Source organism: Paucibacter sp. PLA-PC-4 (assembly GCF_026241155.1).
GTDB lineage: Bacteria > Pseudomonadota > Gammaproteobacteria > Burkholderiales > Burkholderiaceae_C > Roseateles_E.
Genome location: NZ_JAPFGP010000016.1, coordinates 1 through 26,348, shown reverse-complemented (window position 1 = coordinate 26,348; position 26,348 = coordinate 1). Strand labels below are relative to the sequence as shown.

Here is a 26,348-nt window from a genome sequence, read left to right as displayed (position 1 = left end):
CCGAGCCTTGTCTCGCAAGGGTTTGCCCCCCCGCGTTCTTAGCGTGTTTGTCCTCAGTGCGGCAGCGCTAGGCCCCGTGCAGGCTCTGGGTGTCGGGCGTCCGCTGACCCTGTCGGCGCTCGGGCAGTCGCTGAACCTGGTGTTCCCCGTGCGGCTGGCCAGCGGAGAGACCCTGAGCTTAGACTGTGTGCGGGCCGAGGTGCTGGCCGGGGAATCGCGGGTCCCTGCCAATCTGATCCAGCTGCAACTGGAGGGTGAGGGCGAGGCGGCGGTGCGCGCGGTGCGGCTGCAAAGCCTGGTGCAGGTCGACGAGCCGCTGGTGACGATCAATCTGAGCCTGGGTTGTCCGGCGCGTTTTACCCGCCAGTACATCGCCTTCATCGATCCGCCGGGGGCGGCTACCACACCGGCCGCTGTGCCGGAGCCGGTGTTGCGCCAGTATTCGCCGGCGCTGAGTGCCGCGCTGGCCACTGCCCAGGCCATGCCCGAGGCCTTGCTGGCGCCGGGTCAGGCCCCCGCGTCAGCGGCCTCAGCTCCCCCGGTGGCAAAACCTGTTGCCAAGGCGCCGTCGCGGCCCCGGCGTCCGGCCCGCAGCCCCAAACCTAGCCCGGCCCCGATGCTGATGCTCGAGCCGGCCGAGGTGCTGGCGGCCGCGCCGGCAGCGTCGGCAGCGTCGGCAGCCGCTGCCGCATCGGCTCCTGATGCGGCTACGCAGGCCCGCCTGGCTCAGCTTGAACAGACCCTGCTGAAGTTGCAGGCCGAGAACCAGGCCACCCGTCAGGAGCTCAAACTGGTCAGCCAGCGGTTGGTCGAGGCTCAGTCGGCGGGCTCGCAGGGTCCCTGGGTGTACGCACTGGGGCTGTTGAGCCTGATGCTGGCGGGCAGCAGTCTGTACTTCTGGCGCAGTCGTCGCGGCGAGCAACTGTCACAGGAATCGGCCTGGTGGGACCAGGCGCGCTCTGAGCGTGCGGCTGATCCGGTGGCGCCCGCCGAGCCGAGCAAGCCGGCAGTGCCGACGGCTGCAGTGCCGGCTGCTGGGGCCGCGCCTGCGGCAGTCGAGGTCATGTCTCACTGGGGCGCCTTGACGGCACAGGATGAACCAACCCTGGCACTTCCCAGCTTGGTCGCCGCGGTGGCGCCAAGTCTACAGCCGCCTGTTGTCGCTGCGCTAAAGGTGGCGCCGGAGCCAATCGGCCTCCAGCTGGTGGATGCACCACCGGCCGGCACGCTGGTCTCGGATGTCCCGGCCAATAACGTGGCCTGCACCGTCACGGTGGAGGAACTGATCGATCTGGAGCAGCAGATTGATTTCTTCATGGTGCTGGGGCAGGACGCGGCGGCGATTGAGCTGCTGGAGAGTCGTCTGCAAGGTTCGGGCGCCGAGGTCGCCCTGCCGCATCTGAAGCTGCTGGAGGTCTTGCAACGGCGCGGCGATGAGGCGGCGTTCGCCATTGCCGCCCAGCGATACGCCGCCGCATTCGGCATCTCGGCGCCAGCCTGGGGACCTGCCATCGGTGCCAGTGCCGGGCTGCAGGCTCAGTCATCAACGCTGGCGCTGCTGCAGGCCTGCTGGCGCGACAGCGGGGCCTGCATGGCCTTGCTGCAACGCTTGCTGACGGGAAGTCCGCAAGGGTCAGGTCTTGACGGCGGCCTGCTGGATCTGCAAAGCTACCGTGAGCTGCTGATGCTTTACGGCGTCGCTCGGGACCTGTCTGAGCACGAGGTACGCGGCGACGAGATCGATCTGTTCCTGCCGCTGGATACGCCCGGCTCCAGCGGCATGATGGCGACGATGGCTTGGCAGCCGCCGGCCAGCCAGCGTCCGCCGCAATCGCAGACGCTGGAGGTCGATATCTCTTTGGACGAACCCGAGCGCCCCTAATCCGCGGCCGGCTCAGAGCCCACCGAGCTTGCTCAGTGCCAGACTTAGGGTCTCGTCCTGCTTAGCGAAGCAAAAGCGGATGACGGGCGCGCTGCTGCCTCCGGCATAAAAGGCCGAAAGCGGGATCGCGGCGACACCGACCTCGCGCGTCAGCCATTGACAGAACTCGGCATCACCTAGCGCACTGATGGCCGAATAATCAACGCACTGAAAGTAGCTGCCCTGGGTCCGCAGCAGCTTGAAGCGGCTGCCGGTCAGGCCGGCCGCGAAGAGATCACGCTTGCGCTGGTAGAAGTCCGGCAGCCCCGTGTAGGGTGCCGGGTCGACCATGTAAGCGGCCAGGCCGTGCTGTACCGGGGTGTTGACGGTGAACACATTGAACTGGTGCACCTTGCGGAACTCGGCCGACAGCGCCACCGGCGCAGCCACATAGCCGACCTTCCAGCCGGTGACGTGGTAGGTCTTGCCGAAGCTGGAGATCACGAAGCTGCGTGCCGCCAGCTCAGGAAGACGCGCCACGCTTTGGTGGGCCTGGCCGTCGAACACCATATGCTCGTAGACCTCGTCGCTGATCAGCAGCACCTCGGTGCCCTCTAGGAGCGTGGCAAGTTGCCGCATCTCGGCATCGCTCCAAACGGTGGCGCTGGGGTTGTGCGGTGTGTTGATGATCAGCGCGCGGGTGCGCGGGCTGATTGCGGCGGCGATGCGCTCGAAGTCGGGGCGAAAACTGCCCGGCGTCAGCGGTACGCGTACGATGACCCCGCCGGCCAGCTCGATATTGGGCGCATAGCTGTCGTAGCAGGGCTCCAGCACGATGACCTCGTCGCCTGGATGCACGATGGCCAGCAACGTCGTGAAGATGCCCTGGGTGGCACCGGCGGTGATGGTGATTTCGCTTCCGGGGTCGTAGTGGTGCCCGTACAGGGCTTCGATCTTGGCCGAGACCGCCTCGCGAAGCAGCAGCACGCCGGGCATTGGCGGGTACTGGTTGTGGCCACCGGCCATCGCGCGGCCGACGGCGTCAAGCAGGCGCGGATCGCAATCGAAGTCGGGAAAGCCCTGGCCGAGGTTGACGGCCTGATGCTGATGGGCCAGTGCCGACATGGTGCTGAAGATCGTGGTGCCCACATGGGGCAGGCGGCTGTGCAATCGCATGGTTATTGGGGTCTCGGGAGACAAACGCAGCCATCAAAGGCAGTCGTCAAAGTCCATAGTCGCTGGTGTCGCCGCTCATCGCGCGCTCGAGCAGCTTTTTGTCGAGCCGGTCAGACAGCAGCTCGGCAAAGGCGTAGACATAGTTGCGCAGATAAGCGCCCCGCTTGAAGGCGATGCGGGCGACGTTCTGGCCAAACAAATGGCCCAGCGGGCGCGAGACCAGTTCACCGCCGGGCGGGTCCTCTCGCACCGCCATCTCGGCGACGATGCCCGCGCCCATGCCCAGCTTGACATAGGTCTTGATAACGTCGGAGTCGATTGCCTCCAGCACGATATTTGGCTTCAGATGTCGGGCTGCGAAGGCGCGGTCGATGCGGGTGCGGCCGGTGAAACTGGGGTGATAGGAGACCAGAGGCTCGGCCGCCAGTTGCTCCAAGCTGACCCGGTCGATCTGGGCAAGCGGGTGGCCTGCCGGCACGACCAGCACATGTTGCCATTCGTAGCAGGGCAGCGAGACCAGCTCCTCATGCTCGGACATTGCCTCGGTAGCCAGACCGACATCGGCTGTCTCGTCGATCAGCATGCGAGCGACCTGCTCAGGGTTGCCCTGGTGCAAGCTGACATGGACCTGCGGAAACTGGCGGCGCAGCTGGGACACCGGGCCTGGCAGCACATAGCGGGCCTGGGTGTGTGTGGTGGCGATCGACAGGGTGCCGGCGTCCTGCTTCGAGTACTCCTCGCCTATGCGCTTGAGGTTGCCGACTTCGCGCATGATGATCTCGATCGATTTCAGCACCTGCAGGCCAGGTTCGGTGATGCGGCGCAGCCGCTTGCCGTGGCGCGAGAAGATGTCGACTCCCAGCTCTTCCTCTAGCTCCAGTATGGCCTTGGAGACGCCGGGCTGCGAGGTAAACAGGGCCTTCGCGGTCTCGGTGAGGTTGAGGTTGCGGCGTGCCGCTTCCTGGACAAAGCGGAATTGATGCAGGTTCATGCGGTGGGTGCGCAGGTGAAGGCCAGGCTGGCCTCGGCCATGGCTTGCATGACGGGATCTTGCTCGCCGATGGCCGGGTGCAGTAGCCATTGCACGCCGGCATGCTGCTGGCGCAACTGCTCGACCAGTGGCGGCACGTCTCGCCGCACATGGCCCCCGCCGCCCAGGAATAGAGGCACGATATGGATGCGCTGGCAGCCCATGGTGGCCAGGCGCTGCCCGGCCTCTGCGATGCCGGGCGACAGGAATTCCAGGTAGGCCAGGCTCACCGGCATGTCGGGCCGCTGCGCGCAGATACGGCGCGAGACCTCCTCGAACGGTCGGGCCCAGGCCGGGTCGCGTGCACCATGGGCAAACAAAAGGATGCCGTCCATCTTTGGGTCCATTCAGTGGTTCAGCGGTAACGCACCAGCCAGCCAAAGGCGGCCAGCGAAATGCCTAGATAGATGAGACTGGGCGTGGCGGCCACCGCCCACGGCGTCCAGCCCTTGAGCAGGCCCAGATGGCCGGCCAGATTATTCAGCAGCACAAAGCTGATGCCGAGCATGATGCCGCCAAAGACCTTCAGGCTGATGCCCCCGGCGCGGCCGTGCAAATAGGCGAAGGGCAGGGCGAGTGCCACCATCACCAGGCAGGCGAAGGGGTAGAAGGCCTTGCGCCAGAACTGGATGTCATGCTGTTGGGCCGACTGCTCCTGGGCTGACAGATGCTGGGTGTAGCGATAGAGCTCGGCGGTCGACATGGTCTTGGCTGGCAGCAAGGCGGCGCTGATCACGTTGATGGTCAGGCCGCTGGGCCAGTCCAGCGTGGGCAGCTTCAGCTCGCTGACCTGAGGCGTGCTGTTTGCCGAAACCTGCCAACGGGTTTGGAGGACATCGCTGAGGCGCCAGACGCCGTTGGGTTCGACCTTGGCGCTGGCCGCTTCGGTGCGCGACATCAGGCTGCCTTGGGCGTCGAATTCGAAGATGCGCACCTTGTCCAGTTCACCTGGCGCCTTGGCGCGCTGCACATTGACCGAGTAACTGCGCTCGACGCCATCGATCTGTTGCTTGTCCTTAAGCCAGGCGCTGTTGCCGCTGCGGGCGACGCCGCCGGTCAGCCGGGCGCGTTGCTGCTCGGCCTGGCGCTCGAACTGCGGGGCGACGTAGTCGCCCACCACAAAGGTCAGCGCTGCAAAGCCCAAAGCGAGAGTGGTCAGCAGGCTCAGCGCACGACCGGGGCCTAGGCCGCCGGTGCGCAAAATCGTGAACTCGCTGGACTGGGCCATGCGGGCCAGCGAGTAGATGCTGCCGATCAGCACCGCGATCGGGAAAAGCTCGTAGAAGTGGCCTGGCTGTTCCAGCAGGGACAGCCAGGCAGCCTGACCGGCACCGATCCCGCGGCGACCCAGCCGGTCGAGTTCGTCGACAAAGTCGATGAAGTAGAACAGCGACAAGAAGGCCAGCACGACGAACAGCACCGAGCCCAGGATGTCACGGTAGAGCAGGCTGCGGACGGTTCTCAAGCGGCGGCTCCCTTGGTCGTTCGGGCGCTGTTGCGCCTGGGCAGCAGGAGCCGGTTGCCTTGGTCGCGCAGCCACAGCAGGGTCATGGCGATGAAGAGGGCACCGCCATGCACGGTCGTCAACGCGCCGCCCATGCCCATACGTCCGGCGGCGACCCAGGACTGGGACAGGTTTATCAGATTGAAATACACCACAAAGCTGAGCAAGGCGAACAGCAGGTTCCAGTTATTGGCCCGGCGTGGGTTGGCTGCCGACATACCGATGCCCAGTAGCACCATATTGACCGCGCCCAACGCGATGCCCAGGCGCCAGGTCAGCTCGCCGCGTTGGCGCAAGTTGGCGCTGCGCAGCAGGTCCAGTGTGTCCATAGCTTTGGGTGGCAGGGCCTCCACCGAGCGCATCACCTGGCTGTCGGCCAGCAGCCTGTAGCGCTCGAAGCGGGCCAGGCTTTTCTCGCCGCTTTGCCGGTTCATCTCGTTGCGCTGGCCTTTCTCCAGCACCAGGTAACGGTCGCCGTCCTCCAGTTCGATCTGGCCTTTGTGCGAGGTCGTGACCGACTCACTGTGCTCGGTATTGCTGAGGATAAAGACGTTGCGGCCGACCCTCCCGCCATTGCCGCCGTCGCTGTCGCGGTCGATGAAGAAGACTCGGGAGCCGTCTCGCGAGCTTTGGAACTGACCCGGGGCGACGCGCGACAGATCCGAGCGTTTCTCGTAACTCTCCCTGAGCTGGGCGCTGTTTCGGTTGCCCCAGGGCCAGACCACTAGCACCAGCGCGAGGATCACGATCAACACCGGCCAGGCGGTGCGTAGCACCGGCTTGACGAAGCGCGATAGTCCTATCCCGCTGGAAAACCAGATCGTCATCTCAGACTCGCGGTACATACGGCCCAGGGTTGCGACGATGGCGATGAACAGCGACAGGCTGAGCATGGTCGGCAGATGGCCCAGGGCGGCATAACCCATCAGCAGCAGCACGTCCTGCGGTGCCACGCTGCCGCCCGCCGCCTGGCCGAGAGTGCGGATCAACATCATGGTCAGGACGATAGTCAGGATGACCACGAGGGTCACGCCGAAGCTGCGCGCCAGCTCTTTGCGTACGGTGGAATCGAATAACATCCGGGCACTTTACTTATTCCACGACATTATGGACTTCCGTACTCAGTCTGCGTCTTTGGACGCGTTGGCCGGCGTCAACGCCGATGCTTTGATCCTGCTGGTCGGCGGCGATTCCGTGCCGGCTGGGTTGGATGCCAGCGTTGCCTCGGCACTCAAGGACGCGATCAAGCTCGGCGATTTCGAGCTGAAGGCCGGCAAAACGCTGGTGCTGCAGCGCGTGGCCGGGATCAAGGCTCCGCGCCTGGTGCTGGCGGCCATTGGCAAGCCCTCAATCAAGGCCGCCCGCGCCGCTGTGCTTGCGGCGGTGACGGCGCTCAAGAGCCGTGGCGCGGCGCACGCCGCCGTTGCGTTTGCTGGCATCGAGGGCCTCAGCGAGGGTTTGGTCGAGCAGACCGTGCTGGCTGCCGCTGAAGCGCTCTATGTGTACCGCAACACCAAGCCCAGCGCGGCCAAGCCCGCTGTGCTGGGCAAGTTGACCCTGTTGGCCGATAAGGCCGACGCAAAGACGGTCAAGACGGGGCTGGCGCGCGGGGAGGCCATCGCTGCGGGCATTGCGGTGGCGCGCGAGGCCGCCAATTTGCCACCGAACTACGCGACGCCGAGCTATCTTGCCGAGCAGACCAAGGCCCTGGGCCGCAGCCATGGCATCAAGGTCGAGGTGATGGACCAGAAGGCGGTCGAGAAGCTGGGTATGGGCAGTTTCCTGTCCGTGGCCAAGGGCTCGGACGAGCCGCTGCGCTTTATCGTGGCTCGCTATGAGGGTGCGGCAAAGACGGTCGCACCGGTAGTCCTCGTCGGCAAGGGCATTACCTTCGACTCGGGCGGCATCTCGCTGAAGCCGGGCGCCGGCATGGATGAGATGAAGTTCGATATGGGTGGCGCAGCCAGCGTGCTGGGCACGCTGCGCGCGGTGGCCGAGCTCAAGCCCAAGCTGAACCTGGTGGTGATCATCGCGGCCTGCGAGAACATGCCTAGCGCGCGTGCGGTCAAGCCCGGTGACGTCGTGACGTCGATGTCAGGCCAGACCATCGAAATCCTGAACACCGATGCCGAAGGCCGGCTGATCCTGTGCGATGCGCTGACCTATGCCGAGCGCTTCAAGCCTGCGGTGGTGGTGGATGTGGCCACACTGACCGGCGCCTGCGTGATCGCGCTGGGCGGCGTGCGCAGCGGCATGTATGCCAGCGACGACGAGCTGGCGGCGTCGCTGTCAGCAGCCGGTGAGGCGGCGCTCGATCCCTGCTGGCGTATGCCGCTGGACGACGAGTACGAAGAGGGACTGAAGAGCAATTTTGCCGATGTGGCCAATGTGGCCGGTCGCGAAGGCGGCTCGATCACAGCGGCCAAGTTCCTGCAGCGATTCGCCTCAAAGTACCGCTGGGGCCATCTGGACATCGCCGGCACCGCCTGGAAGGGCGGCGGCGCCAAGGGCAGCACGGGTCGCCCGGTCGGCCTGCTGACACACTTCGTGCTGTCCCACGCGCGGTGATGAGGATGGTTCGGGGCAGGCCGGCATGACGGCTGTCAGCTTCTATACCCATGTGCCGGAGCGCCTGAGCTTTCTGTGCCGCTTGCTGCGAAAGGCGCAGCAAAGCGGCGCCAAGGTGACCGTGGTCGGTCCAGCTCCGCTGCTGGACCGGCTGGATGCCGCGCTGTGGAGCTTCGAGCCGACCGAGTTCGTGCCGCACCTGCGCTGGCACGGCAGCGCCCAGCCCGCCCTGCTGGCCGCCACATCGATTGTGCTGGCCGAGCGGGCCAGCGAGCAGCCACATCGTGAGGTGTTGCTGAATCTGGGGCCCGATCTGCCCGAGGACTTCGAGAAGTTCCAGCGTGTGCTGGAGGTGGTGTCGCGCGAGCCCGAGCAGGTGCAGGCGGGCCGCCAGCGCTTCAAGACCTACAAGGCCGGAGGCCACGAGGTCACGCATCACGAGGTTGGCGCTTGAGCCCGCATCCGCCGCGCGTCGTACCGACGCTGACCGAGGTGCTGGACGAAGGCAGCTGGCAGTCAATGCCGCCAGCGGCAAGCGTTGGGCCGGTCCACGACGAAGTGGATTTCGAGCTGGATCTGGGCTTTGCTGCAGCGCCGTCAGTTGCTGAGCCTAGCGCTGAGCCGGAACCTATGGCTGCGACGGTAGACCGGCTGCGTGAGGCCTTGAGACCTTCGCTGAATCAGGGCCTCGATGAGTTGCTGGAACACAGCTTGCGTGCTGCGCTGGAGCATGCGACCGCACAGCTGCAAGAGTCTTTGATGCTGGAGTTGCGCCAGCATCTGGCGCCTCGTCTGGAGCAGATGGTGGAGCAGATGGTGGAGCAGATGGTGGAGCGCGCCGTACAAGATTGGCTCCAACGCGAGCGCCAGGATGGCTAGCTCGGATGACCCTGTCAACCATGGCCTGGAATCCGCGTTCTGGCAAGGCTGAGTTCGAATTCAATCTGTGGCTAAACCCGCTTTCAGGCCCGCGCTTTCCCCATGGAGAAGCGTTCTGATTTCGGTTATGTTCCTTGGGTTGATATCTCAACAGCAATAGCTCTCCTTCTTCCAACTCGGAGGTAATTCATGCAAGTTAAGTTGAATATGATTGTTGGCGCGGTCGCTGTGGTGCTGAGCGGCACCGCGATGTCGCAAGAGCTGGTCGTCAAGATCGGCCATGTCGGCCCGACCAGCGGCGCGATTGCCCACCTGGGCAAGGACAATGAGTTGGGCGCCCGCATGGCCATTGATGATCTGAACGCCAAGGGCGTGACCATCGGCGGCAAGAAGGCCAAGTTCGAGCTGCTGGCCGAAGACGATGCCGGCGATCCGAAGCAGGGCACGGCAGCGGCGCAAAAGCTGATGGACTCCAAGGTCAACGGCGTGATCGGCCACCTGAACTCGGGCACTTCCATCCCGGCTTCCAAGGTCTACAGCGACGCTGGTGTGCCGCAGATCAGCCCTTCGGCGACCAACCCGAAGTTCACCCGCAACGGCTACAAGACTGCCTTCCGCGTCGTGGCCGATGACGTGCACCTGGGTGGCACGCTGGGCAAGTACGCCGTCAAGGAGCTCAAGGGCAAGTCGATCGCGGTGATCGATGACCGCACGGCCTACGGCCAGGGCGTGGCTGATGAGTTCGAGAAAGGTGTCAAGGGCGCGGGCGGCAAGGTCGTCGGTCGCGAGTTCACCAACGACAAGGCCACGGACTTCACCGCCATCCTGACCTCCTTGAAGGCCAAGAAGCCCGATGTGGTCTTCTTCGGCGGCATGGATGCGGTGGCTGGCCCGATGTTGCGCCAGATGAAGCAGTTGGGCATCGAAGCCAAGTTCATGGGCGGCGATGGCATCTGCTCGGGCGAACTTCCCAAGCTGGCGGCCGGCACGATGGCCGACAACCAGGTGGTCTGCGCCGAAGCAGGTGGCGTCGAGGGCGAGTCCAAGAAGTCGATGGACGATTTCAAGGCCAAGTTCAAGGCCAAGTACAAGGCCGATGTGCAGATCTATGCACCTTACGTCTATGACTCGGTCAATGTGATGGTCGATGCGATGGTCAAGGCCGGTTCGGCCGAGCCTGCGAAGTACCTGCCGGTGCTGGCCAAGACCGACGGCTACAAGGGCGTGACCGGCACGATCTCCTTCGACAACAAGGGCGATATCAAGAACGGTGCACTGACCCTGTTCACCTACAAGGCCGGTGCCCGTCAGCAAATCGCTGTCGTGCGTTAAGCGAGTTCCGCTCAGACCATCGTCGTTTTTCGACACTGAGCCAAAGCGCCCACTTCGGTGGGCGCTTTTTTTGTTGCGTTCAGGCAAGCGTTGTTCGGCGCGAGGCCGCGCAATGATGCGAGCTTGTGCAATACGCACGCGACCGGCCAGCCGCCATGTCAACGGCACATCCAAATGCGTTCTACTGCGTCACTGGCAGGTTCGGGTTGCCGTCAACGCCTCGGAGTCGACTGGTTTTCGAACGCTTGTTTGCCTGTGCTGTCGGGGGTGGGGATTGCGGTTTGGCAGTCAAGATCAGTTCCCCGCTTTCAAGGACAGCGCACCCTTTAAACGGGGGGCTTTCAAGAGAGGGTCAGGCGGGCATGATTCGGGCGCAATGCGGATTTCCGATTTCGGCCTGCCAGGCAGTTCGGGTCCCGTTCGGTTCGAGATGGGTGGCTAGAAAGGCCGCATGCACCGAGCCAGGGTAGCCGGCAGGCAGTTCCTCAACGACGGTAAACCGTTTTGAGGCAGGCGGAAATCAAACTCGGAAGCAGTGTCCAGCTGCCGAGTCCAGCGATTGGGGATAAGCATGGTTCGAATATTCAATCACTATTTGCATCGGCGTACGCTGCTCCAGGTTTTCTTTGATCTGGGCCTGATCATCGTGGCTGTGTTTGCGGTGGTGCTGAGTCAGGGCGAGGGCGCCGGTCAGGTCATCCCGTTCGCGGCCTCCCAAGGGCTGTCGCTGGCTGGCTGCATGTTTGTGATCAATTCGGCTACGGGTTTTTACCAGCATGTGCACAACCGCTCGGTGACCGAGTCCTGCGCACGCGGCCTGCTTGCTTTGCTGGTGGCCCTGCCGCTGGCTTACGGAATTTTCAGTTTTCTTCCGACGAGTGCAGACAACCGCGACTTGATGACCTTTGCGGCCATGGCGTCGGTAGCTGCCGTGTTGGTGCACCGGGTCTATGCCGCGCACTCGGTGTCCCAGTCGCAGACCAAAACAAAGATCTTGATCTTCGGTTCCGGTGAGGCGGCCAAGACCGTGGGTCACACGCTCCGGGCTGCGGATCCTCATGCCCAGATCGTCGGTTACTTCGCCGGTCCCAATGAGGTCGAACCTGCCGTGCCTCGCTCGCAGTTGATCGAGGCTCAGGGCAGTTTGACCGAAACGGCCTTGCGCCTGGGTGTCGACGAAATTGTCGTGGCACTGTCGGAGCGTCGTGGTGGCAGCATGCCTCTGCGGCAGTTGCTCGATTGCAAGCTTTATGGCGTTCGTGTCGTCGACATCGCCACTTACTTTGAAAAGACCTTGGCTCAGATCAAGATCAGCCATGTCAATGCCGGCTGGCTCATTTTTGGCGACGGTTTCAATCAAGGGGTGATTCGTACTGCCGTGAAGCGCAGCTTTGACCTGGTGTTTTCGGCCCTGATCCTGCTGCTGGCCGCACCTATCATGCTTGTTACCGCGGTGATGGTGGCGTTGGAGTCTCGCGGCCCGATCTTCTATCGCCAGGAGCGCGTCGGGCTCAACGGCGAGGTTTTCAAGGTCATCAAGTTCCGCAGCATGCGTACCGATGCCGAGAAAGACGGCAAGCCGCGTTGGGCCAGCGTCAATGACGACCGGGTGACTCGCGTGGGCCGGTTCATTCGCCGGGTGCGCATCGATGAACTGCCGCAGTTGATCAATGTGCTGAAGGGCGAGATGAGCCTCGTTGGCCCGCGGCCAGAGCGCCAGTACTTTGTCGACGAACTGGTCGCGCAAGTTCCCTATTTCGCGGTGCGCCATAGCGTCAAGCCCGGCGTCACCGGCTGGGCACAGGTTCGTTACGAGTACGGCTCAACGGTCGAGGATTCGGTCGAGAAACTGCAGTACGACCTCTACTATGTGAAGAACCACACCCTGTTCCTGGATCTGCTGATCATGTTGGAAACGGTGGCGGTTGTGCTGACGGGTAAGGGTGCCCGCTGATTCCAGGTCGACTTGGCGGCTCGATGCCGCCGACCGGCTCCGCCTGATCCCGCATGGTTGACTGAGGCATGCTAGCCGGGGAATTCAATATCAGCCTGCTGTCCTACGGGCTGGCTTGCCTGTGCTACGTCGGCCTCTTCGCCCTGTATGCGGGGCGGCTGTGGCGCATCGGTGATCGCCTGACGCCAGCCAATTGGCTTTTCTGTGCCGCTTTGCTGGCCAGTGTGGTCTGGTCTGCGATCGGCTTGGGGGCGCATCACCGCCCTTGGCGATGGCTGGGTGATTTGCTGCTGCCGATCGCCGATATCTTGCGCTACGGCCTCTGGTTTGGCTTCATTTTGTTGCTGTTGCGGCCGGCATCGGCCGAGCGTCCGCAGCGTGCATTGCCTCTTGCAGCAATCGCAGCTCTGTTGCTGGCGCTGGGTCTGCAACTGATCCAGGAGTTCGGCCCTTATCGAATTTCCGAACTCGAGCGTCCCGTTGCATTCTCTGGTCTGGCTCTCGCTGTTGTGGGCCTGATGCTGGTCGAGCAGTTGCTGCGCAGTATCAAGGGCGATGCTCGCTGGAGCGCCAAGCCTGTTTGCCTCGCCCTGGGCGCGCTCTTCATCTTCGACCTCTATACCTACTCCCAGGCTGCGCTGTTCAGGCAGTTTGATGGGGATGCAATTGGCATACGTCCCGCAGTGCACGCGATTGCTGCACCCTTGCTGTTTATCGCCTCACGTCGGCACAAAGACTGGCTCTCCAAACTGCACGTCTCTCGTGCGGCAGTGTTCCATTCGGCGACACTGCTGATCGCTGGCGCCTACCTCCTACTCGTTTCGGCAGTTGGCTACTACGTTCGCTACACCGGTGGAAACTGGGGGCGTGCCTTGCAGATGGCGCTGATGGTGGTCGGTCTGCTGGCCTTGGTGATGGTGCTGCTATCGGGTGCCATGCGAGCCAAGCTGCGTGTGTATATCAGCAAGAACTTTTTTAGTTATCGCTATGACTATCGCGAGGAATGGCTGCGTTTCACGGCGATGCTGTCGTCTCAGAGTTCGCCGCAGGAGTTGGGCATCTCGGTGATCAAGGGTTTGGCCAATCTGGTAGAGAGCCCAGCAGGTACTTTGTGGCTACGGCATGGCGTGCAGGCCGAGTATTCGCAGTCGGCGCACTGGAATATGCCTGCGCGCAACGAGCGCGAGCCAGCGGATTCGCCAATGGCGCAGTTCCTTCGCCAGCGTCACTGGATTGTTGACTTCGACGAACTGCGGCGCTCGCCGCAAAGCTATCCCGGCTTTGAATGCCCGGCCTGGTTGCTTGAGGATGCTCGGTGCTGGCTGCTGGTGCCCCTGGTGGTCGGTGCCGACCTGATCGGTTTCGTGTTGCTCAGCAGACCCCGCACGCCCTTGGAGCTCAACTGGGAGGTTCGGGATCTGTTGCGCACGGCGAGCAGCCAAGCTTCCAGCTATCTTGCCCAGATGCAGGCCACCGAGGCGCTGCTGGAGGCGCGCAAGTTCGACGCCTTCAATCGCATGTCGGCCTTTGTGGTGCATGACCTGAAGAACATCGTCACCCAGCTGTCCTTGATGATGAAAAATGCGCGCCGACTGCGCGACAACCCGGAGTTTCAGGAAGACATGCTGGCAACGGTCGAGAACTCGTTGGAGAAGATGCGTCAATTGATGCTGCAGCTGCGTGAAGGGGAGTCTCCTCATGGCCTGTCGCGCGGGGTGGACCTGGCGCCGATTGCGCGACGCCTTGCTGTTGCTGCCCAGAGCAAAGGTCGGGAGTTGCAGCTGGATATTCAGGCTGCGGCAAGCACCCGCGGCCATGAGGAGCGGGTTGAAAGGGTCATCGGACATGCGGTGCAGAATGCCTTTGACGCGACCCCCGAGCAGGGTCGGGTGTGGCTGCAACTGAACGTCGAGGGCAGTTATGCGCGCATCGAGGTGGGCGACACGGGGTGCGGCATGTCCGAGGAATTCATCCGAACCCGATTGTTCAAGCCCTTTCAAACCACCAAGTCCAGCGGCATGGGCATCGGCGCCTTCGAGAGTTTCCAGTACCTGAACGAACTTGGAGGCAAGATCAACGTGGACAGTGAAATCGATCGTGGCACGAGAATTACCATCTTGCTCCCACTGTTCCGTGCCTCGCAGGCCTCGGACCTGGGTATGCTCGGCGCCAAATGACAACACCCCGCCAACAACCGCTGCTGATCGTCGAAGACGACTTGGCTTTGCAGAAACAGATCAAGTGGTCGCTCGATGGTTTCGAGTCGGTGCTGGCTGACGATGGCCCGTCGGCGCTGCTGCAGTTCCGGCGCCACTCGCCTGCCGTAGTCACGATGGATCTGGGCCTGCCGCCCGACCAGGACTCGGTGACCGAGGGCTTCAAGCTGCTGGAGAAGATGCTTGAGCTCGACCCTGGCGTCAAAGTCATTGTGCTGACAGGCCAAAACGACCAAAACAATGCGCTGCGAGCCATTCGGCTTGGTGCGTACGATTTCCTGGCTAAGCCGGTCGATCCCGATGTGCTGAGCTTGACGGTCGAGCGCGCCTATCGGCTCTACGAGTTGCAGCAGGAGAACAAGCGCCTGCAATCCCAGCAGCAAAGCGAGGCGCTGGGTGGCTTGGTCACGCGCGATGCGCAGATGCAGAAGCTTTGCCGGACGATTGAAAAAGTAGCGCCCAGTGATGCAACCGTGCTGCTGCTGGGCGAGAGTGGTACCGGTAAAGAGCTGCTGGCCCAGGGGCTGCACGACGCCTCCAAGCGCAAAGGTCGCTTTGTCGCGATCAACTGTGCAGCCATTCCGGAGAACCTGCTGGAAAGCGAGCTGTTCGGCTATGAGCGCGGGGCGTTCACCGGTGCGAACAAAACGACCATTGGCAAGATCGAGACGGCCAACGGCGGCACCTTGATGCTGGACGAGATCGGCGATCTGCCCCATGCCTTGCAAGCCAAGCTGTTGCGTTTTCTGCAGCAGCGCACGGTGGAGCGGGTGGGCGGTCGGCAGGAGATCGCCATCGATGTTCGCGTCGTCGGAGCCACTCACCAGGACCTGAAGCAACTGATCGCCGAGGGGCGTTTTCGTGAGGATCTCTACTACCGCCTGGCCGAGATCGTCGTCGAGATCCCGCCGCTTCGCCAGCGTCAGGGCGATGCGGTGCTGCTATGTCATTCCTTTTTGCGGCGCTATGCGGCTGAGCAGCGCCGCAGCCAGCTGATCCTCAGTGAAGAGGCGGTCCGCATGATTGAGGCTTATCACTGGCCCGGGAATGTCCGCGAGCTGCAGAATTTGATGAAGCGCGCAGCGATCATGGCTGATGGCGATCGCCTCAGTGGGGAGGATCTCGGTTTGCCGCAGCCCGCGGGGGATCCCGATGAGGCGATTGCGACCTTGGATCTGCGTACCGTCCGAGAGCGTGCCGAGCGTGCAGCCGTCGTGACGGCGCTGGCACGTGCCGATGGCAGCATCGTCAAGGCCTCCGAGATACTGGGCGTGAGTCGCCCGACCTTGTACGACCTGATGAGCAGGCTGCAGATCAAGTAACACCGAAGGGGAGAGCGCAGTGAAAGTAAAGCAAGTATCCAAGCGCACCAGCGTGGGCACGAAGACCTTGGTCGCGTGGTTGGCTGCCCTGTCGATGACGGGATGTTTCAGCGACTCGCCCGAGCAGTTGCTGGCCTCGGCCAAAAGCCATCTGGAGAAGAAGGACAACAAGGCGGCAGTGATACAGCTGAAGAATGCCTTGCAGGGCAATGCCAATCTGGCGGAGGCGCGCTTCCTGCTTGGCAAAATATTGCTCGAAAGTGGCGATGTCAGCGGCGCGGTGATTGAGCTTGGCAAGGCACGCGAGCTCGGCTATGCGAATGATGAGCTGACAGCATTGCTGGCGCGGACTTTGTCTTTGCAACTGCAGTTCGACAAGCTGCTCGCGGACTATGCCAAGGTCGAACTGGCCGCTGCCAAACCAATGGCCGATCTGCAGACGACGCTGGCAACCGTATACGCCTTGCGCGGCAACCAGGACGAGGCAAGGAGTCGTATCGATCGGGCTTTGAAACTCGATGCTGGGAACGTGAGCGCTCAGCTGGTCCAGGTGCGCCTGCTGGCCGGTTCGGGCGGTACGGCACTGGCCTTGCCGGCCCTGGAGTCGGTGCTCTCCAAGCATGCCGAGTTCGCCGAGGGCTGGCAGCTCAAGGGCGAGTTGCTGGCTTTCGCCGGGCGAAACGATGAGGCGATCACAGCATTCCGAGAGGCATTGAAGTTCGACAAAAGCAATGTCGCTGCTCACAACGGCTTGTTGTCTCTGCTCAGCGCAAAGGGTGAACGGACGGCGATCGACAAGGCGCTGGCCGACTTCAAGGCTGCCTTGCCCAATCACCCTCAGCTGCGCCTTTTCACCGCTAATCAAGCGATGGAATCCGGCGACCTGAAGACCGCGCGAGAAAACGTGCAGGTCTTGCTGAAAGGGGCACCCGAAGACGGGCGAGTTCAGTTCCTTGCGGGTGCAATCGAGTTTCGCCGAGGGGCCTTGCTACAGGCGGAGAGTCATCTGAACAAGGCGCTTCGGCTAGCGCCCAATACAAAGCGCGTCCGGGTGTTGCTCGCTCGAACTCATTTGCGTGCAGGCGAGGCTGCCAAGGCGCTGACCGTGCTACAGCCAGCGCTCAATGATGACAAAGGAGATGCCGACATCTTTGCGGCGGCTGCCGAAGCGCACTTTCAATTGGGCAATGCCAAGCAGGCCGAGGAGTATCTGCAGCAAGCGGTCAAGCTCAATCCTCAAGACGCTCGCAGCCGCACAGCCCTGGCTGTAGCCAACATCGGCAAAGGCCGCAGCGACCAAGGTCTCGACGAGCTGCGGGCCATCTCGGCAGAGGACAGCGGTGCAACGGCCGACCTGGCTTTGATCAGCGCCTTGGTGCGCAAGGGTGAGAGCGAGAAGGCCTTGCAGGCGATCGATGCGCTCGAGCGCAAGCAGCCCAACAAACCCCTGGCGCCCATGCTGCGCGGCGGCGTCGAGCTCCGGCGTGGCAATCAAGCGCAGGCTCGTTCGGCTTTCGAGGCGGCCTTGAAGGCAGATCCGGTGTACTTCCCGGCCGCGAGCAGCTTGACCACAATGGACGTCGCGGACAAGAAGCCCGAACTCGCTATCAAGCGTTTCGAGAAGATGTTGGAGGCGGACCCGCGGCATGTGCAGGCCCAGATGGCCATCGTTGGCTTGCGGGCTCAGGCCGGCGCACAGCCGGCTGAGCTGATCGAGCTTTTGACCAAGGCGGTCAAACAGAATCCCGAAGCGTTGGCACCTCGTGCTGCTTTGGTGCGACTGCAGCTTGAGCGCAAGGAGAACAAGCTCGCGCTCGCGGCGGCTCAGGAAGGGGTGGCAGCCTTGCCCGATAGTGCCGAGTTGCAAGAATTGCTCGGGCAGGTCCAGATGGCGACCGGCGACAGCAATCAGGCCTTGATTGCCTTCAACAAGATGGCTTCTTTGCAGCCCACATCGCCTCAACCCTTCATGCGTATTGCCGAGTTGCATCTGGCTGGCAAGAACCAGGCAGCGGCGGCGCAAAGCTACAAAAGGGCGTTGAGTATCAAGCCTGATTTCGTGCCCGCCCATACCGGCCTGCTGACCTTGGAGATTGCAGCGGGGAAGATCAGCGAAGCCCGAGCGCAAGTACGCAGCTTGCAACAGCAAAGCCCCCAGAACCCTGCCGGCTACGAGCTGGAGGGGGATCTCGAAGCCCAGCAGAAGAACTGGCCCAAGGCTGCGGCCGCATACCGCAGCAGCCTGGACAAGCGTGCTCAGACCGACTTGGCCATCAAACTGCATCGCAGCTTGATGGCCGCAGGCAAGAGGGCAGAGGCCACCACCTTCGAGGCGGCATGGCGCAAAGATCGTCCCAAGGACAGTGCGTTTGTCTTCTACCTCGGGGACAGTGCGCTCTTGACCTCCGATCATGGCCAGGCCCTGACGTTCTATCAGGAGGTCCTCAAGCTCCAACCCGACAACCCGGCCGCCAATAACAATGTGGCTTGGCTGCTGAAGACAACCAAGAAGCCCGGGGCCCTGGCATATGCAGAAAAGGCCAATCGCTTGCGTCCCAATCAACCTCCCTTCATGGATACGTTGGCGGAGATTCATGCCGATGCCGGCCAGTTCGATAAGGCGCTAGAGGTTCAACAGCAAGCCGTGAAACTTGCGCCCGAGGTGCATTTGCACCGACTGCATCTGGCGCGCTACTACCTACGGGCCGGGCAGAAATCGGCGGCCCAGGAGGAGCTGAAGAAACTGGCTGAACTCGGCGATAAGTTTGCCCAGCACAATGAGGTGAAAAAACTGCAGTCAGAACTCTGAGCCGCAAATGTGACAGCTTGTGAGTGACACTGGGCTCTGTTAGCCTCAACCGCATCGGGGTAGAAGGCGGCCAACGGAGAATGTGGCATGACGCAAATTCAGCGATCCAGCTTTAGGAAGAAGTTTCACCATGGACTGCGGCGCCTTTTCGGCGTTTTGCCGGCGCCGGCACGTTTTGAAATCTACCGTCGGATGGTTGATTGCGATCCCGAGCCCGATGCTCGGCTACAACTGAAAATTGCCGAAACGCGCGAAGAACTCGAAGACTGTTTCAAAATTCTCCACGATGCTTATGTGGCCAGCGGATTCATGAAGCCCGAGCCCTCGGGCATGCGCATCACGCCTTATCACGCTTTGCCTACCACCACGACGCTGTGTGCCAAGTACGATGGGCGCGTGGTAGGCACCATATCGATGATCAGAGAAGGGGTGTTTGGTTTTCCGTTGCAGTCGGTGTTTGATCTAGAACATGTGCGGGCTCAAGGCGGTCAGATCGCCGAGATTTCCGCATTGGCGGTTCATCCGGACTTCCGTAAGACGGGTGGGGCCATCCTGTTCCCGCTGATGAAGTTCATGCACGAATATTGCACCGAGTTCTTCGACACCCGACATCTGGTGATCGCGGTGAATCCCGAGCGGATCGAGCTCTATGAGGCATTGTTGTTTTTCCAGCGTTTGCAGGAGACCGTGGTAGACAACTACGACTTCGCCAATGGTGCCCCCGCTGTCGGCGCCACGCTTGACCTCAAGCATGCATCGGATGTTTTTCGCGCCGGCTATCGGGGCCGAGCCGCTCGCAAAAATCTGCACAAGTATTTCTTTCAGCTCAAGCTCGAGAATATCCAACTGCCGCGGCGACGCTATTTCACGACCAATGATCCGGTCATGACACCGGCCCTGCTGGACCACTTCTTCAACAAGAAGAGCAAGGTATTTGAGGAACTGGATGATCGGAAGAAGGCACTGCTTTGGTCCATCTACGGTTTGGTGGACTATCGATCGGTGCTGCCGATGCTGCGCGGGGACGCGGTGGCTGGACATCCCTTGCGTCAGCATCAGCGCTACTCAATCCGTTGTCCCGGGGTGGTGACCTTTGATACCCCAGAGGGCAAGAGACCCTTTGTATTGCATGTCATCGAGGTCTCGCTGTCGGGCTTCCAGGCGGAATGCAAATTGGATCTGGAACTCGGCCGGTCAGGCGAGGCAACGATAGAGCTTGGCAAATCCGAGCATTCAACGGTTACGGTCTCGGCGGTGCGGCGGCGAGAGACCGAGGCCGGTGTCTTCATCGGTTTCAGGCTCGACGAGCCTGACCGCATCTGGCGCCAGTGCGTGGCTGCACTCGAGGTCGGGCAGACCTCGGATGATCTGATGCAATGAAGCGCCGGCTCCTACTTCTCCAGGCGTGCTGTATCGCCAGCCTGTCTCTGTGGGCGGCGCCGGCGAGTGCCGATCTGCCGGCCTTGATCAAGCGCGCAAAACCGTCGTTGCTATTGGTCGGCACCTATGCGGAGACTGACAGCCCCCGGTTCGCTTTCCGTGGCACCGGTTTTGTTGTCGATGACGGTCGACATGCGATCACCAATGCCCATGTGCTGCCACCGGCCTCGGATGAAGAGCGGCAGCGCAAGCTGGTGATCCAGGTGCCGCAAGGCGATGGACGCTGGGGCATGCGGTCAGCTACGGTGCTCAGCCTTGACCATGCGCATGATCTGGCGCTGCTGCGCTTTGATGGCCCCGAGGTTCCGGCACTGCAGCTGAGTCAAAGCGCCATTGCTCAAGAAGGGCAGGCGATTGCCTTGATGGGATTTCCGGTCGGTGGTGCCCTGGGTTTTTCACCGGTGACCCACCGGGGCATCGTCGCGGCGATCACGAGCATTGCCTTGCCACCACCCAGCGCTCAGACACTCAATGCACGGGCGATACGCCAATTGCGCGAGGGCGCATTCGATATTCTCCAGTTGGATGCTACGGCATACCCCGGCAATAGCGGCGGTCCGGTATTTAATCTGGATACTGGCGAGGTGCTGGGCATCGTCAATATGGTCTTCATCAAGGGCAGCAAGGAGACCGCATTGACCCAGCCCACGGGAATCAGCTACGCCATCCCTGCGCATTACGCGGCTCGATTGCTCGCCAAGCGCTAGCAAAAGCCCGGCGCTGCCGGCCTTCGCCAATCAACATATCTTTCACTGCCACAACGCAAGGTCCGCCATGAGCCAGGTACAGCCCTTGTCGATATGCATGCTGTCGGATGATTTCCTACCCGGAGCGACCGGGGTCGGGACGCATTTGCAGGCGGTCGCGGGTCATCTCAGCCGGCGTGGCCACCGCATCAGCATCATTACCTCGCGTCGGCCCGGAGAGCCTGAGCATGAAGTCTGGCGCGGTGTGCAGGTCTATCGCGTGGCGACTCTCAAATTATTCGGCTTCTATCAGGCTCTGCCTTCGAGTGCAGAGATTGAGCGCCTGCTGCGCAAGATACAACCCGATGTGGTCCATCATCACTATCTGGGAGTGATGCTGCTGCGAGCGCTCAAGGTCTGCAAACGGCTGGGGCTCAAGCAGGTCTACACCTATCACATGACAGAGGATCATCTGACGCAACCGCTACCGATGCGGCCGTTCCGACGCCTCATTGTTCGCAAGATTGTCTCGATCTGCAACCGCGTCGATCTGCTGATCTCAGTGTCCAAGAACCTGGCTGATCAACTGCCGGGCAAAGGCATCCATACGCCGGTGCACTTCATCAGTAACCCGGTCGACTTTGCGGACCCGAAATCGGTCGAACCGATGGCCAAAGAAGCAGGCTATGTGGTGATGTTTGCCGGGCGCTTGAATCCAGAGAAGAACATCCCCTTCTTGCTGCGTAGTTTCGCGCTCATGCTGAAGCGGGTGACGGATGCTCAGCTGCTTATAGCCGGGGCAGGCGCCGATCTTGATTCGCTTCAACGGCAATGTGCGGCCCTGGGCATTCAAGATCGGGTCAAGTTCCTTGGCTTTCTAAACCATGATCTGCTGGCCCGCCACTACGCAGCTTGCGATGTGTTTGTTCTGCCGTCGTGGGTCGAGACCCAGGGCCTTGTTGCGATGGAGGCCATGTGGTTTGCCAAGCCGATTGTGGTTGCTCGCAGCGTGGTCTCCGCGACAGAGTTGGTCGATGAGGGTGTCAATGGCTTCCTGGTCGAGCCGGAGAATGACCAGGAGCTAGCTGATCGGTTGGTGCAGTTGTCCGCCGATGCTGGTCTAAGGGCTGCCTTCGGTGCTGCGGGTCGACGCAAGTCGACACAATACGAGGCCGAGTCAGTGGTTGACTTGATGGAGTCCAGCTACAGAGAGGTCGCTGTGACAGCGAGCTGACTGCGGGGTCTGCCCGAGATGGAGGTTTCGGATCCGTCCTGAACTCAAACGATTGACAACAAAAAAGGGCGCCGAGGCGCCCTTTTTTTGCTTATCGGTGAGAACCGATCAGCTTTGCACACTACGACGGCGGCGAGCGCAGCCCAGGCCGAACAGAGCAGCACCAACCAGTGCCAGCGATGCCGGTTCCGGAACGGTCTTGATCAGGTCGAGTTCCAAGTCGATCTTGGTCGTGCTGCCGCTGAAGTTGATGACGGTTTGCAGGGCACCGACATTGCTCAAGTCAGCGCCACCACCGGCGGAGATGCGGATCGCGCCACTTGGCAGCACGGCGTTCGGGCCGACGAAATCGGCAAACGAGATCGCGCCCTGGTCCGGCACGCCGCCATTGACAGCGGAGGATTGCAAGATCAGCTTGGTCCACTGAGTGGCGCTGGTGTAGACCTCGATGGTGAAGTCAAAGCCCAGATCCGACTCAAGCACGTCAATCTTGAATGCATTGGCGGTCGCTGCCAGGTTCTGTCCACCCAGACCCGTGTAGTCGAGTTGGGCCTCGAAACCAGCCTTGGTCGATGCGGTTGCGCCGATGTCACCCAGCACGCTGCCGTCCCAGCGAACATAGGCTTGACCGTGAGTGCCTGCAGCGGTGCTGTAGCTCAGCACGCCGCCATTGGCCGAGGCTTGGATGCCAGCGCCAGTGTTGTCAGACGCGACAGAACCATTCTTGATGACAAAAATGTCTCGCTGGCCGCCGAGAATGCTGGCAGCCGGGCCAGAAACGCGGCTAAAGACGCCATTGGCGTCGGTCACGTTGTCCAGCAGGACGCCAGTAGCCAGGGTACCTTGATTGACAGAGAAGTCATCAATCACAACACCAGCGTGAGCAACGTGACCGGCCAGGGTCAGTGCGGCTGCCAGTGCAACTTTGCGCAGAATCGTCATATCCATCTCCTTATCGAAAAGCTGCTCGAAGGGGCAGCCCACCCGTGCATCTTCTAAGCAGAGTTCGTGCCAGCGATATTTTTGTTATTTAAATCAATCACTTAGGGGCTTGGTTCGCGGGTTTATCGGTCCAAGGGGATTGGCGGTGTAAATTATTCCGACAGTGCTTGCCCATCAGGAATTCCTTGGTGGCGGTGCAGCATGACCGCGCCCAGCAAAATCAGCGCGATGCCCGTGGCTCGGGCCGGGCTGATGTGCTCGGCGAAAACCGTTGCCCCGATGGCAACGGTCACCAGATTGGCGAGCGCAAGTTGAACCGGCACGATGAGTGAGGCTCGCCCGCGCTGGAACGCAGCTTGAAGCAGTATCAGGCCCGCGATGTTGAAAACCACCACTCCGAGTAGCAAAGGGTTGGTCAAAGTCTGCAGCGAAAGCGCGTTGTCTCCGCTCTGCGGCTGGGCGGTCAGCGCTTCGGTCAGCGCCGCGCCCATGCCAAACGCCAAGCCGACGACGATGGCCAAAGGAAGTTCTCTCTGGCTCGACCGCCGGCCCAGAGAAAGAATAATGCCTCCACCAATGGTCAGTGCGGCAGCCGCAATCAGCAGACTGGTGATGTCGGGGGCGATCAATGGCTTGGCTTCGGCCTGCCAGGACAGCGCCAATGCGCCTGCCACTGTCAGTGCCAGGCCCAGCCATTCCGCGCGGTTCATCCGCTCTTTCAGGAACACAACCGCCATCAAGACCAGCAGCACGTCACCTGCCGACATCAGGGGTTGAACCAGCGAGATTTCGCCCAAGGCGGTCGCCTGGACAAAGAGCACCCAGCCAATGATCGTGCTGCCCAGGCCCAGCAGCCAGCGCCAGTCCGTCAGCAGTGATGTGGCGACACTGCGCCAGGAGGCTTGTCCGATCTTGGGTTGGTGCTCGGCGGAGAGTTTCCACAGAAAGTAGCCCAGCTGGATGAAGAGCGTCGCCAGCAACGTGGTGATCACCACGATCATGATGAGGCTCCCGCTGGCCTGTTGATGATCAAGTCTTCCAGGGGGCGGCGTAACGAGCGCGAACTGGGGTTCGGGCCAGCGCCGACTCGCCCCATGTAAACCGCTGTGCGAGCCAATTCAGCGCCGATCAGCAGTTCAAGGCGAGCCTTGACGTCGGCCGCAGCCGCCATGGCGTTACCGATGGTAGAGAAAGGTCGTTGCTCTCTGGCATATCTTGCGAAGACGAGCGGTGTTACCTCCGGCTGCAGCTGCAACTGTAGCTCCGTGGCTTTCAGCCAGAAGCGCTGCATGGCCCGGCCGGCATGGACGTAGTCATCTACGGTCTTGGGCTGAGAAGGTGCGTACAGCACAAAGTGAGCCGCGCAAGCCAGGCTGGGGGCAAAATCCATCTGCAGCCGAGGCGCCCAGGTGCCGGCTAGGAATCGGTTGAAAAACTGCACCCGACCCCAGCTCTTCATCACGAAGCGCATCAGACGGGTCGTGGCCGCATCGACGCCCAAGGCCTGATCGGGGACCTTGGTGGCGCTGAACTGGCAATCCCATTCGATGATGTCGCAATGCACACGGTAGGCTTCGGGCGTGGTCAGGCGCAGCCGGGCCGAGCGAAACATCAGCAGGGCGGTCTGCAGCCGGTTGGTAAAGCCCTCGAGCCAATGCACCTTGTAGCCAGCCGGCAAGCAATCCTGCAACTGCTGTTTCTCGGCCGCACTCAACGCCCGGGTGCTCAACGGCCGGCGCTGCACGCTGCGTCGTTCGATCTGATCGATCAGTGGATCAGGCCTCACGCTCGGATCCGCGTGCAAGTGCACATCGAAGGTGGGCGTTGATTCCGGCAGCTCGTTTCGTCGGCTGATCTCCAGGCCTAGGCCATGGGCGCTCGCGGCGATCGCAGCGGTCTCAAGCAGGGCTCCCAGGGAAATCTGACTTGGATGCCCGTCGAGGTCATAGACGCAATGTTCGCGCGTATCGAACCCGTGCACAACGACGTGCTCGGGCGCAATGATCTCGAATCGCCAGGGTTGAGTGTTGTCGCCACTGGGTGCCCAACGAGCGAGGTCCAGAATCTGCAGAACTTGGTCGCGAGTCGGCATGGTGCGGGTGCTTCAGAAGAGGTTGCACATGGTATACAAAGGCTCCTCAAAAAAGCTGCGCAAGGCAGGTTTGAGTGCGCCGGGGCTGTGTTTGGATTTACAGCTGCTTGCGAACTGCCGATGATGAGGGTGCCGCGCCATTGACGGCCGGAAGAAAAGAGGTGCACTTGGAGCCGACATTGAGTTTTGATTATGAGCGCGCCTTTTCGCGAAATATCGGCTGGGTCTCCGACGCAGAGCAGGCGCGGCTGCGTCAGGCGCGGGTGGCGATAGCCGGGCTGGGTGGGGTTGGTGGGGCTCATTTGCTGACCCTGGCGAGGTTGGGGCTGAGCAAGTTCAATATTGCCGACTTCGATGATTTCGAAGTCCACAATTTCAACCGCCAAGTTGGTGCGACGATGTCGACGTTGGGGCGTCCGAAGGCGCAAGTGCTGGCCGAAATGGTCAAGGACATCAATCCCGAGGCCGATGTGCGGGTGTATCCGGCCGGCGTCACTGCTGAGAATATTGGCGAGTTCTTGGCTGATGTCGATGTCTACGTGGACGGCATCGACGTTTTCGCCATCGATGCACGGCGCAGCTTGTTTCAGCTGTGTCACGAGCGCAATATTCCGGCGCTGACGGCCGCCCCGCTTGGCATGGGTGTTTCTTTGCTGTACTTCAAGCCGGGAGGGCTGAGTTTTGAGAATTACTTTCGGCTCGAAGGTCATAACAAGCAGGAGCAATACGCGCGATTCATCGCTGGGCTGTCTCCGGCCATGCTGCAGCGCTCCTACCTTGTGGTGCCCGAGGCGGTGAATTTCGTTGAGAAGCGGGGGCCATCGACCATGATGGCCTGCGACCTCTGTGCTGGGATGATGGGGACTTCGGTGTTGAAGGTCTTGCTGGGGCGCGGCGCGCTGCGCGCGGCGCCGTGGTCGCTGCAGTTCGATGGGTATCGCCAGAAGTTGAGCTTTGCCTGGCGCCCCCTGGGCAACGCAAATCCGCTGCAGCAATTGCTGCTGAGCTTTATCCGACCGGTGTTGCGAGGACGCAGCAAGTAAGCCGAATTGCTCGCGGCGTCCGGCCAGTTGAGGCCGCTTTGGGTGGGCAGTTCTGCGCTGCACGCCCCTACTCGGGGGATAGCCTTGTTGCTGGGGCTGAGGTGCAATCGCGGCCTGTGAACCGGGTGGTTCGCGGCGCGCGTCAAGCTACCTGTCGCCTCATTCATGCAGCCAATGGCTGAGTATTTCGGGAACGCGAGGCCGCAGTGACGACCGATTCGCGCTCCGGGTTGAGCGTGACGGCCGTGACGTGCGACCAG

The 26,348-nt window shown here is 61.8% G+C and carries 21 protein-coding genes; 13 read left to right on the top strand and 8 right to left on the bottom strand.

Annotated features, from left to right (window positions below):
- Positions 1–43: 43 nt before the first annotated feature.
- Positions 44–1,882 (top strand): FimV family protein, encoded by a 1,839-nt coding sequence (locus tag OOZ63_RS21880; RefSeq protein WP_266007741.1) that lies wholly within the window; start codon positions 44–46, stop codon positions 1,880–1,882.
- 12 nt (positions 1,883–1,894) lie between these two features.
- Here the strand turns inward: OOZ63_RS21880 and OOZ63_RS21875 are convergent, their stop codons facing one another.
- From OOZ63_RS21875 to lptF, 5 genes are read right to left on the bottom strand one after another with little or no spacing between them, the layout of a single operon-like run.
- Complete coding sequence (locus OOZ63_RS21875) at positions 1,895–3,037, bottom strand: pyridoxal phosphate-dependent aminotransferase (RefSeq protein ID WP_266007740.1); 1,143 nt, start codon at positions 3,035–3,037, stop codon at positions 1,895–1,897.
- Positions 3,038–3,083: 46 nt separating this feature from the next.
- On the bottom strand, positions 3,084–4,028 hold the full coding sequence (locus tag OOZ63_RS21870) for a CysB family HTH-type transcriptional regulator (RefSeq protein ID WP_266007739.1): 945 nt from the start codon (positions 4,026–4,028) through the stop codon (positions 3,084–3,086).
- Positions 4,025–4,402 (bottom strand): sirohydrochlorin chelatase, encoded by a 378-nt coding sequence (locus OOZ63_RS21865; RefSeq protein ID WP_266007738.1) that lies wholly within the window; start codon positions 4,400–4,402, stop codon positions 4,025–4,027. The genes OOZ63_RS21870 and OOZ63_RS21865 overlap by 4 nt, the downstream gene beginning before the upstream one ends.
- 20 nt (positions 4,403–4,422) lie before the next feature.
- A complete protein-coding gene (gene lptG, locus OOZ63_RS21860) occupies positions 4,423–5,532 on the bottom strand; it encodes an LPS export ABC transporter permease LptG (RefSeq protein WP_266007737.1) in 1,110 nt (369 codons plus the stop codon).
- Entirely contained in the window at positions 5,529–6,650 is a 1,122-nt protein-coding gene (gene lptF / locus OOZ63_RS21855) for an LPS export ABC transporter permease LptF (protein WP_266007736.1), read from the bottom strand. The genes lptG and lptF overlap by 4 nt, the downstream gene beginning before the upstream one ends.
- A 28-nt stretch (positions 6,651–6,678) precedes the next feature.
- Here lptF and OOZ63_RS21850 point away from each other — a divergent pair, with 28 nt between their 5' ends.
- The 11 genes from OOZ63_RS21850 to OOZ63_RS21800 all read left to right on the top strand — a co-directional run bounded on the left by OOZ63_RS21850 (position 6,679) and on the right by OOZ63_RS21800 (position 22,011).
- A complete protein-coding gene (locus OOZ63_RS21850) occupies positions 6,679–8,139 on the top strand; it encodes a leucyl aminopeptidase (protein ID WP_266007735.1) in 1,461 nt (486 codons plus the stop codon).
- Positions 8,140–8,164: 25 nt separating this feature from the next.
- Positions 8,165–8,593, top strand: coding sequence for a DNA polymerase III subunit chi (locus tag OOZ63_RS21845; protein WP_266007734.1), 429 nt, complete (start codon positions 8,165–8,167; stop codon positions 8,591–8,593).
- Positions 8,590–9,018, top strand: coding sequence for a hypothetical protein (locus tag OOZ63_RS21840; protein ID WP_266007733.1), 429 nt, complete (start codon positions 8,590–8,592; stop codon positions 9,016–9,018). Before OOZ63_RS21845 ends, OOZ63_RS21840 begins: the two co-directional genes overlap by 4 nt.
- Positions 9,019–9,207: 189 nt before the next feature.
- Entirely contained in the window at positions 9,208–10,350 is a 1,143-nt protein-coding gene (locus OOZ63_RS21835; protein ID WP_266007732.1) for a branched-chain amino acid ABC transporter substrate-binding protein, read from the top strand.
- A 535-nt stretch (positions 10,351–10,885) separates the two neighbouring features.
- Positions 10,886–12,304 carry a TIGR03013 family XrtA/PEP-CTERM system glycosyltransferase gene (locus OOZ63_RS21830; protein ID WP_323055775.1) on the top strand — a complete coding sequence of 473 codons (1,419 nt, stop codon included), beginning with the start codon at positions 10,886–10,888 and terminating at the stop codon, positions 12,302–12,304.
- 68 nt (positions 12,305–12,372) lie between these two features.
- Positions 12,373–14,481, top strand: coding sequence for an XrtA/PEP-CTERM system histidine kinase PrsK (gene prsK, locus OOZ63_RS21825; RefSeq protein ID WP_266007731.1), 2,109 nt, complete (start codon positions 12,373–12,375; stop codon positions 14,479–14,481).
- The gene (gene prsR / locus OOZ63_RS21820; RefSeq protein WP_266007730.1) at positions 14,478–15,842 is read left to right on the top strand and encodes a PEP-CTERM-box response regulator transcription factor; all 1,365 of its coding nucleotides are present in this window, start codon (positions 14,478–14,480) and stop codon (positions 15,840–15,842) included. Before prsK ends, prsR begins: the two co-directional genes overlap by 4 nt.
- Positions 15,843–15,861: 19 nt before the next feature.
- Positions 15,862–18,651, top strand: a complete 2,790-nt coding sequence (gene prsT / locus OOZ63_RS21815; RefSeq protein WP_266007729.1) for an XrtA/PEP-CTERM system TPR-repeat protein PrsT — start codon at positions 15,862–15,864, stop codon at positions 18,649–18,651.
- A gap of 87 nt (positions 18,652–18,738) precedes the next feature.
- Positions 18,739–20,031 (top strand): GNAT family N-acetyltransferase, encoded by a 1,293-nt coding sequence (locus tag OOZ63_RS21810; RefSeq protein WP_266007727.1) that lies wholly within the window; start codon positions 18,739–18,741, stop codon positions 20,029–20,031.
- Positions 20,032–20,114: 83 nt separating this feature from the next.
- Positions 20,115–20,798 carry a S1C family serine protease gene (locus OOZ63_RS21805; RefSeq protein ID WP_266007726.1) on the top strand — a complete coding sequence of 228 codons (684 nt, stop codon included), beginning with the start codon at positions 20,115–20,117 and terminating at the stop codon, positions 20,796–20,798.
- 67 nt (positions 20,799–20,865) lie between these two features.
- On the top strand, positions 20,866–22,011 hold the full coding sequence (locus tag OOZ63_RS21800) for a glycosyltransferase (protein WP_266007725.1): 1,146 nt from the start codon (positions 20,866–20,868) through the stop codon (positions 22,009–22,011).
- Positions 22,012–22,119: 108 nt separating this feature from the next.
- Here the strand turns inward: OOZ63_RS21800 and OOZ63_RS21795 are convergent, their stop codons facing one another.
- From OOZ63_RS21795 to OOZ63_RS21785, 3 genes are all read right to left on the bottom strand, one after another.
- Positions 22,120–22,995, bottom strand: a complete 876-nt coding sequence (locus tag OOZ63_RS21795; RefSeq protein ID WP_266007724.1) for a PEP-CTERM sorting domain-containing protein — start codon at positions 22,993–22,995, stop codon at positions 22,120–22,122.
- Positions 22,996–23,105: 110 nt separating this feature from the next.
- Positions 23,106–23,954, bottom strand: a complete 849-nt coding sequence (locus tag OOZ63_RS21790; protein ID WP_266007723.1) for an EamA family transporter — start codon at positions 23,952–23,954, stop codon at positions 23,106–23,108.
- Positions 23,951–25,045, bottom strand: a complete 1,095-nt coding sequence (locus tag OOZ63_RS21785) for a nitroreductase family protein (RefSeq protein WP_266007722.1) — start codon at positions 25,043–25,045, stop codon at positions 23,951–23,953. The genes OOZ63_RS21790 and OOZ63_RS21785 overlap by 4 nt, the downstream gene beginning before the upstream one ends.
- Positions 25,046–25,212: 167 nt before the next feature.
- Between OOZ63_RS21785 and OOZ63_RS21780 the strand changes: the two genes are divergently transcribed.
- Positions 25,213–26,088 (top strand): ThiF family adenylyltransferase, encoded by an 876-nt coding sequence (locus tag OOZ63_RS21780; RefSeq protein WP_266007720.1) that lies wholly within the window; start codon positions 25,213–25,215, stop codon positions 26,086–26,088.
- Positions 26,089–26,348 lie beyond the last annotated feature (260 nt).

Coding starts and splice junctions, on each gene's coding strand:
- OOZ63_RS21865 (WP_266007738.1), bottom strand. CDS start 4,402: ATGGACGGCATCCTTTTGTTTGCCCATGGTGCACGCGACCCGGCCTGG.
- prsR (WP_266007730.1), top strand. CDS start 14,478: ATGACAACACCCCGCCAACAACCGCTGCTGATCGTCGAAGACGACTTG.
- OOZ63_RS21800 (WP_266007725.1), top strand. CDS start 20,866: ATGAGCCAGGTACAGCCCTTGTCGATATGCATGCTGTCGGATGATTTC.
- OOZ63_RS21785 (WP_266007722.1), bottom strand. CDS start 25,045: ATGCCGACTCGCGACCAAGTTCTGCAGATTCTGGACCTCGCTCGTTGG.
- OOZ63_RS21810 (WP_266007727.1), top strand. CDS start 18,739: ATGACGCAAATTCAGCGATCCAGCTTTAGGAAGAAGTTTCACCATGGA.
- prsK (WP_266007731.1), top strand. CDS start 12,373: ATGCTAGCCGGGGAATTCAATATCAGCCTGCTGTCCTACGGGCTGGCT.
- OOZ63_RS21845 (WP_266007734.1), top strand. CDS start 8,165: ATGACGGCTGTCAGCTTCTATACCCATGTGCCGGAGCGCCTGAGCTTT.
- OOZ63_RS21870 (WP_266007739.1), bottom strand. CDS start 4,028: ATGAACCTGCATCAATTCCGCTTTGTCCAGGAAGCGGCACGCCGCAAC.
- OOZ63_RS21835 (WP_266007732.1), top strand. CDS start 9,208: ATGCAAGTTAAGTTGAATATGATTGTTGGCGCGGTCGCTGTGGTGCTG.
- OOZ63_RS21790 (WP_266007723.1), bottom strand. CDS start 23,954: ATGATCGTGGTGATCACCACGTTGCTGGCGACGCTCTTCATCCAGCTG.
- OOZ63_RS21850 (WP_266007735.1), top strand. CDS start 6,679: ATGGACTTCCGTACTCAGTCTGCGTCTTTGGACGCGTTGGCCGGCGTC.
- lptF (WP_266007736.1), bottom strand. CDS start 6,650: ATGTTATTCGATTCCACCGTACGCAAAGAGCTGGCGCGCAGCTTCGGC.
- OOZ63_RS21875 (WP_266007740.1), bottom strand. CDS start 3,037: ATGCGATTGCACAGCCGCCTGCCCCATGTGGGCACCACGATCTTCAGC.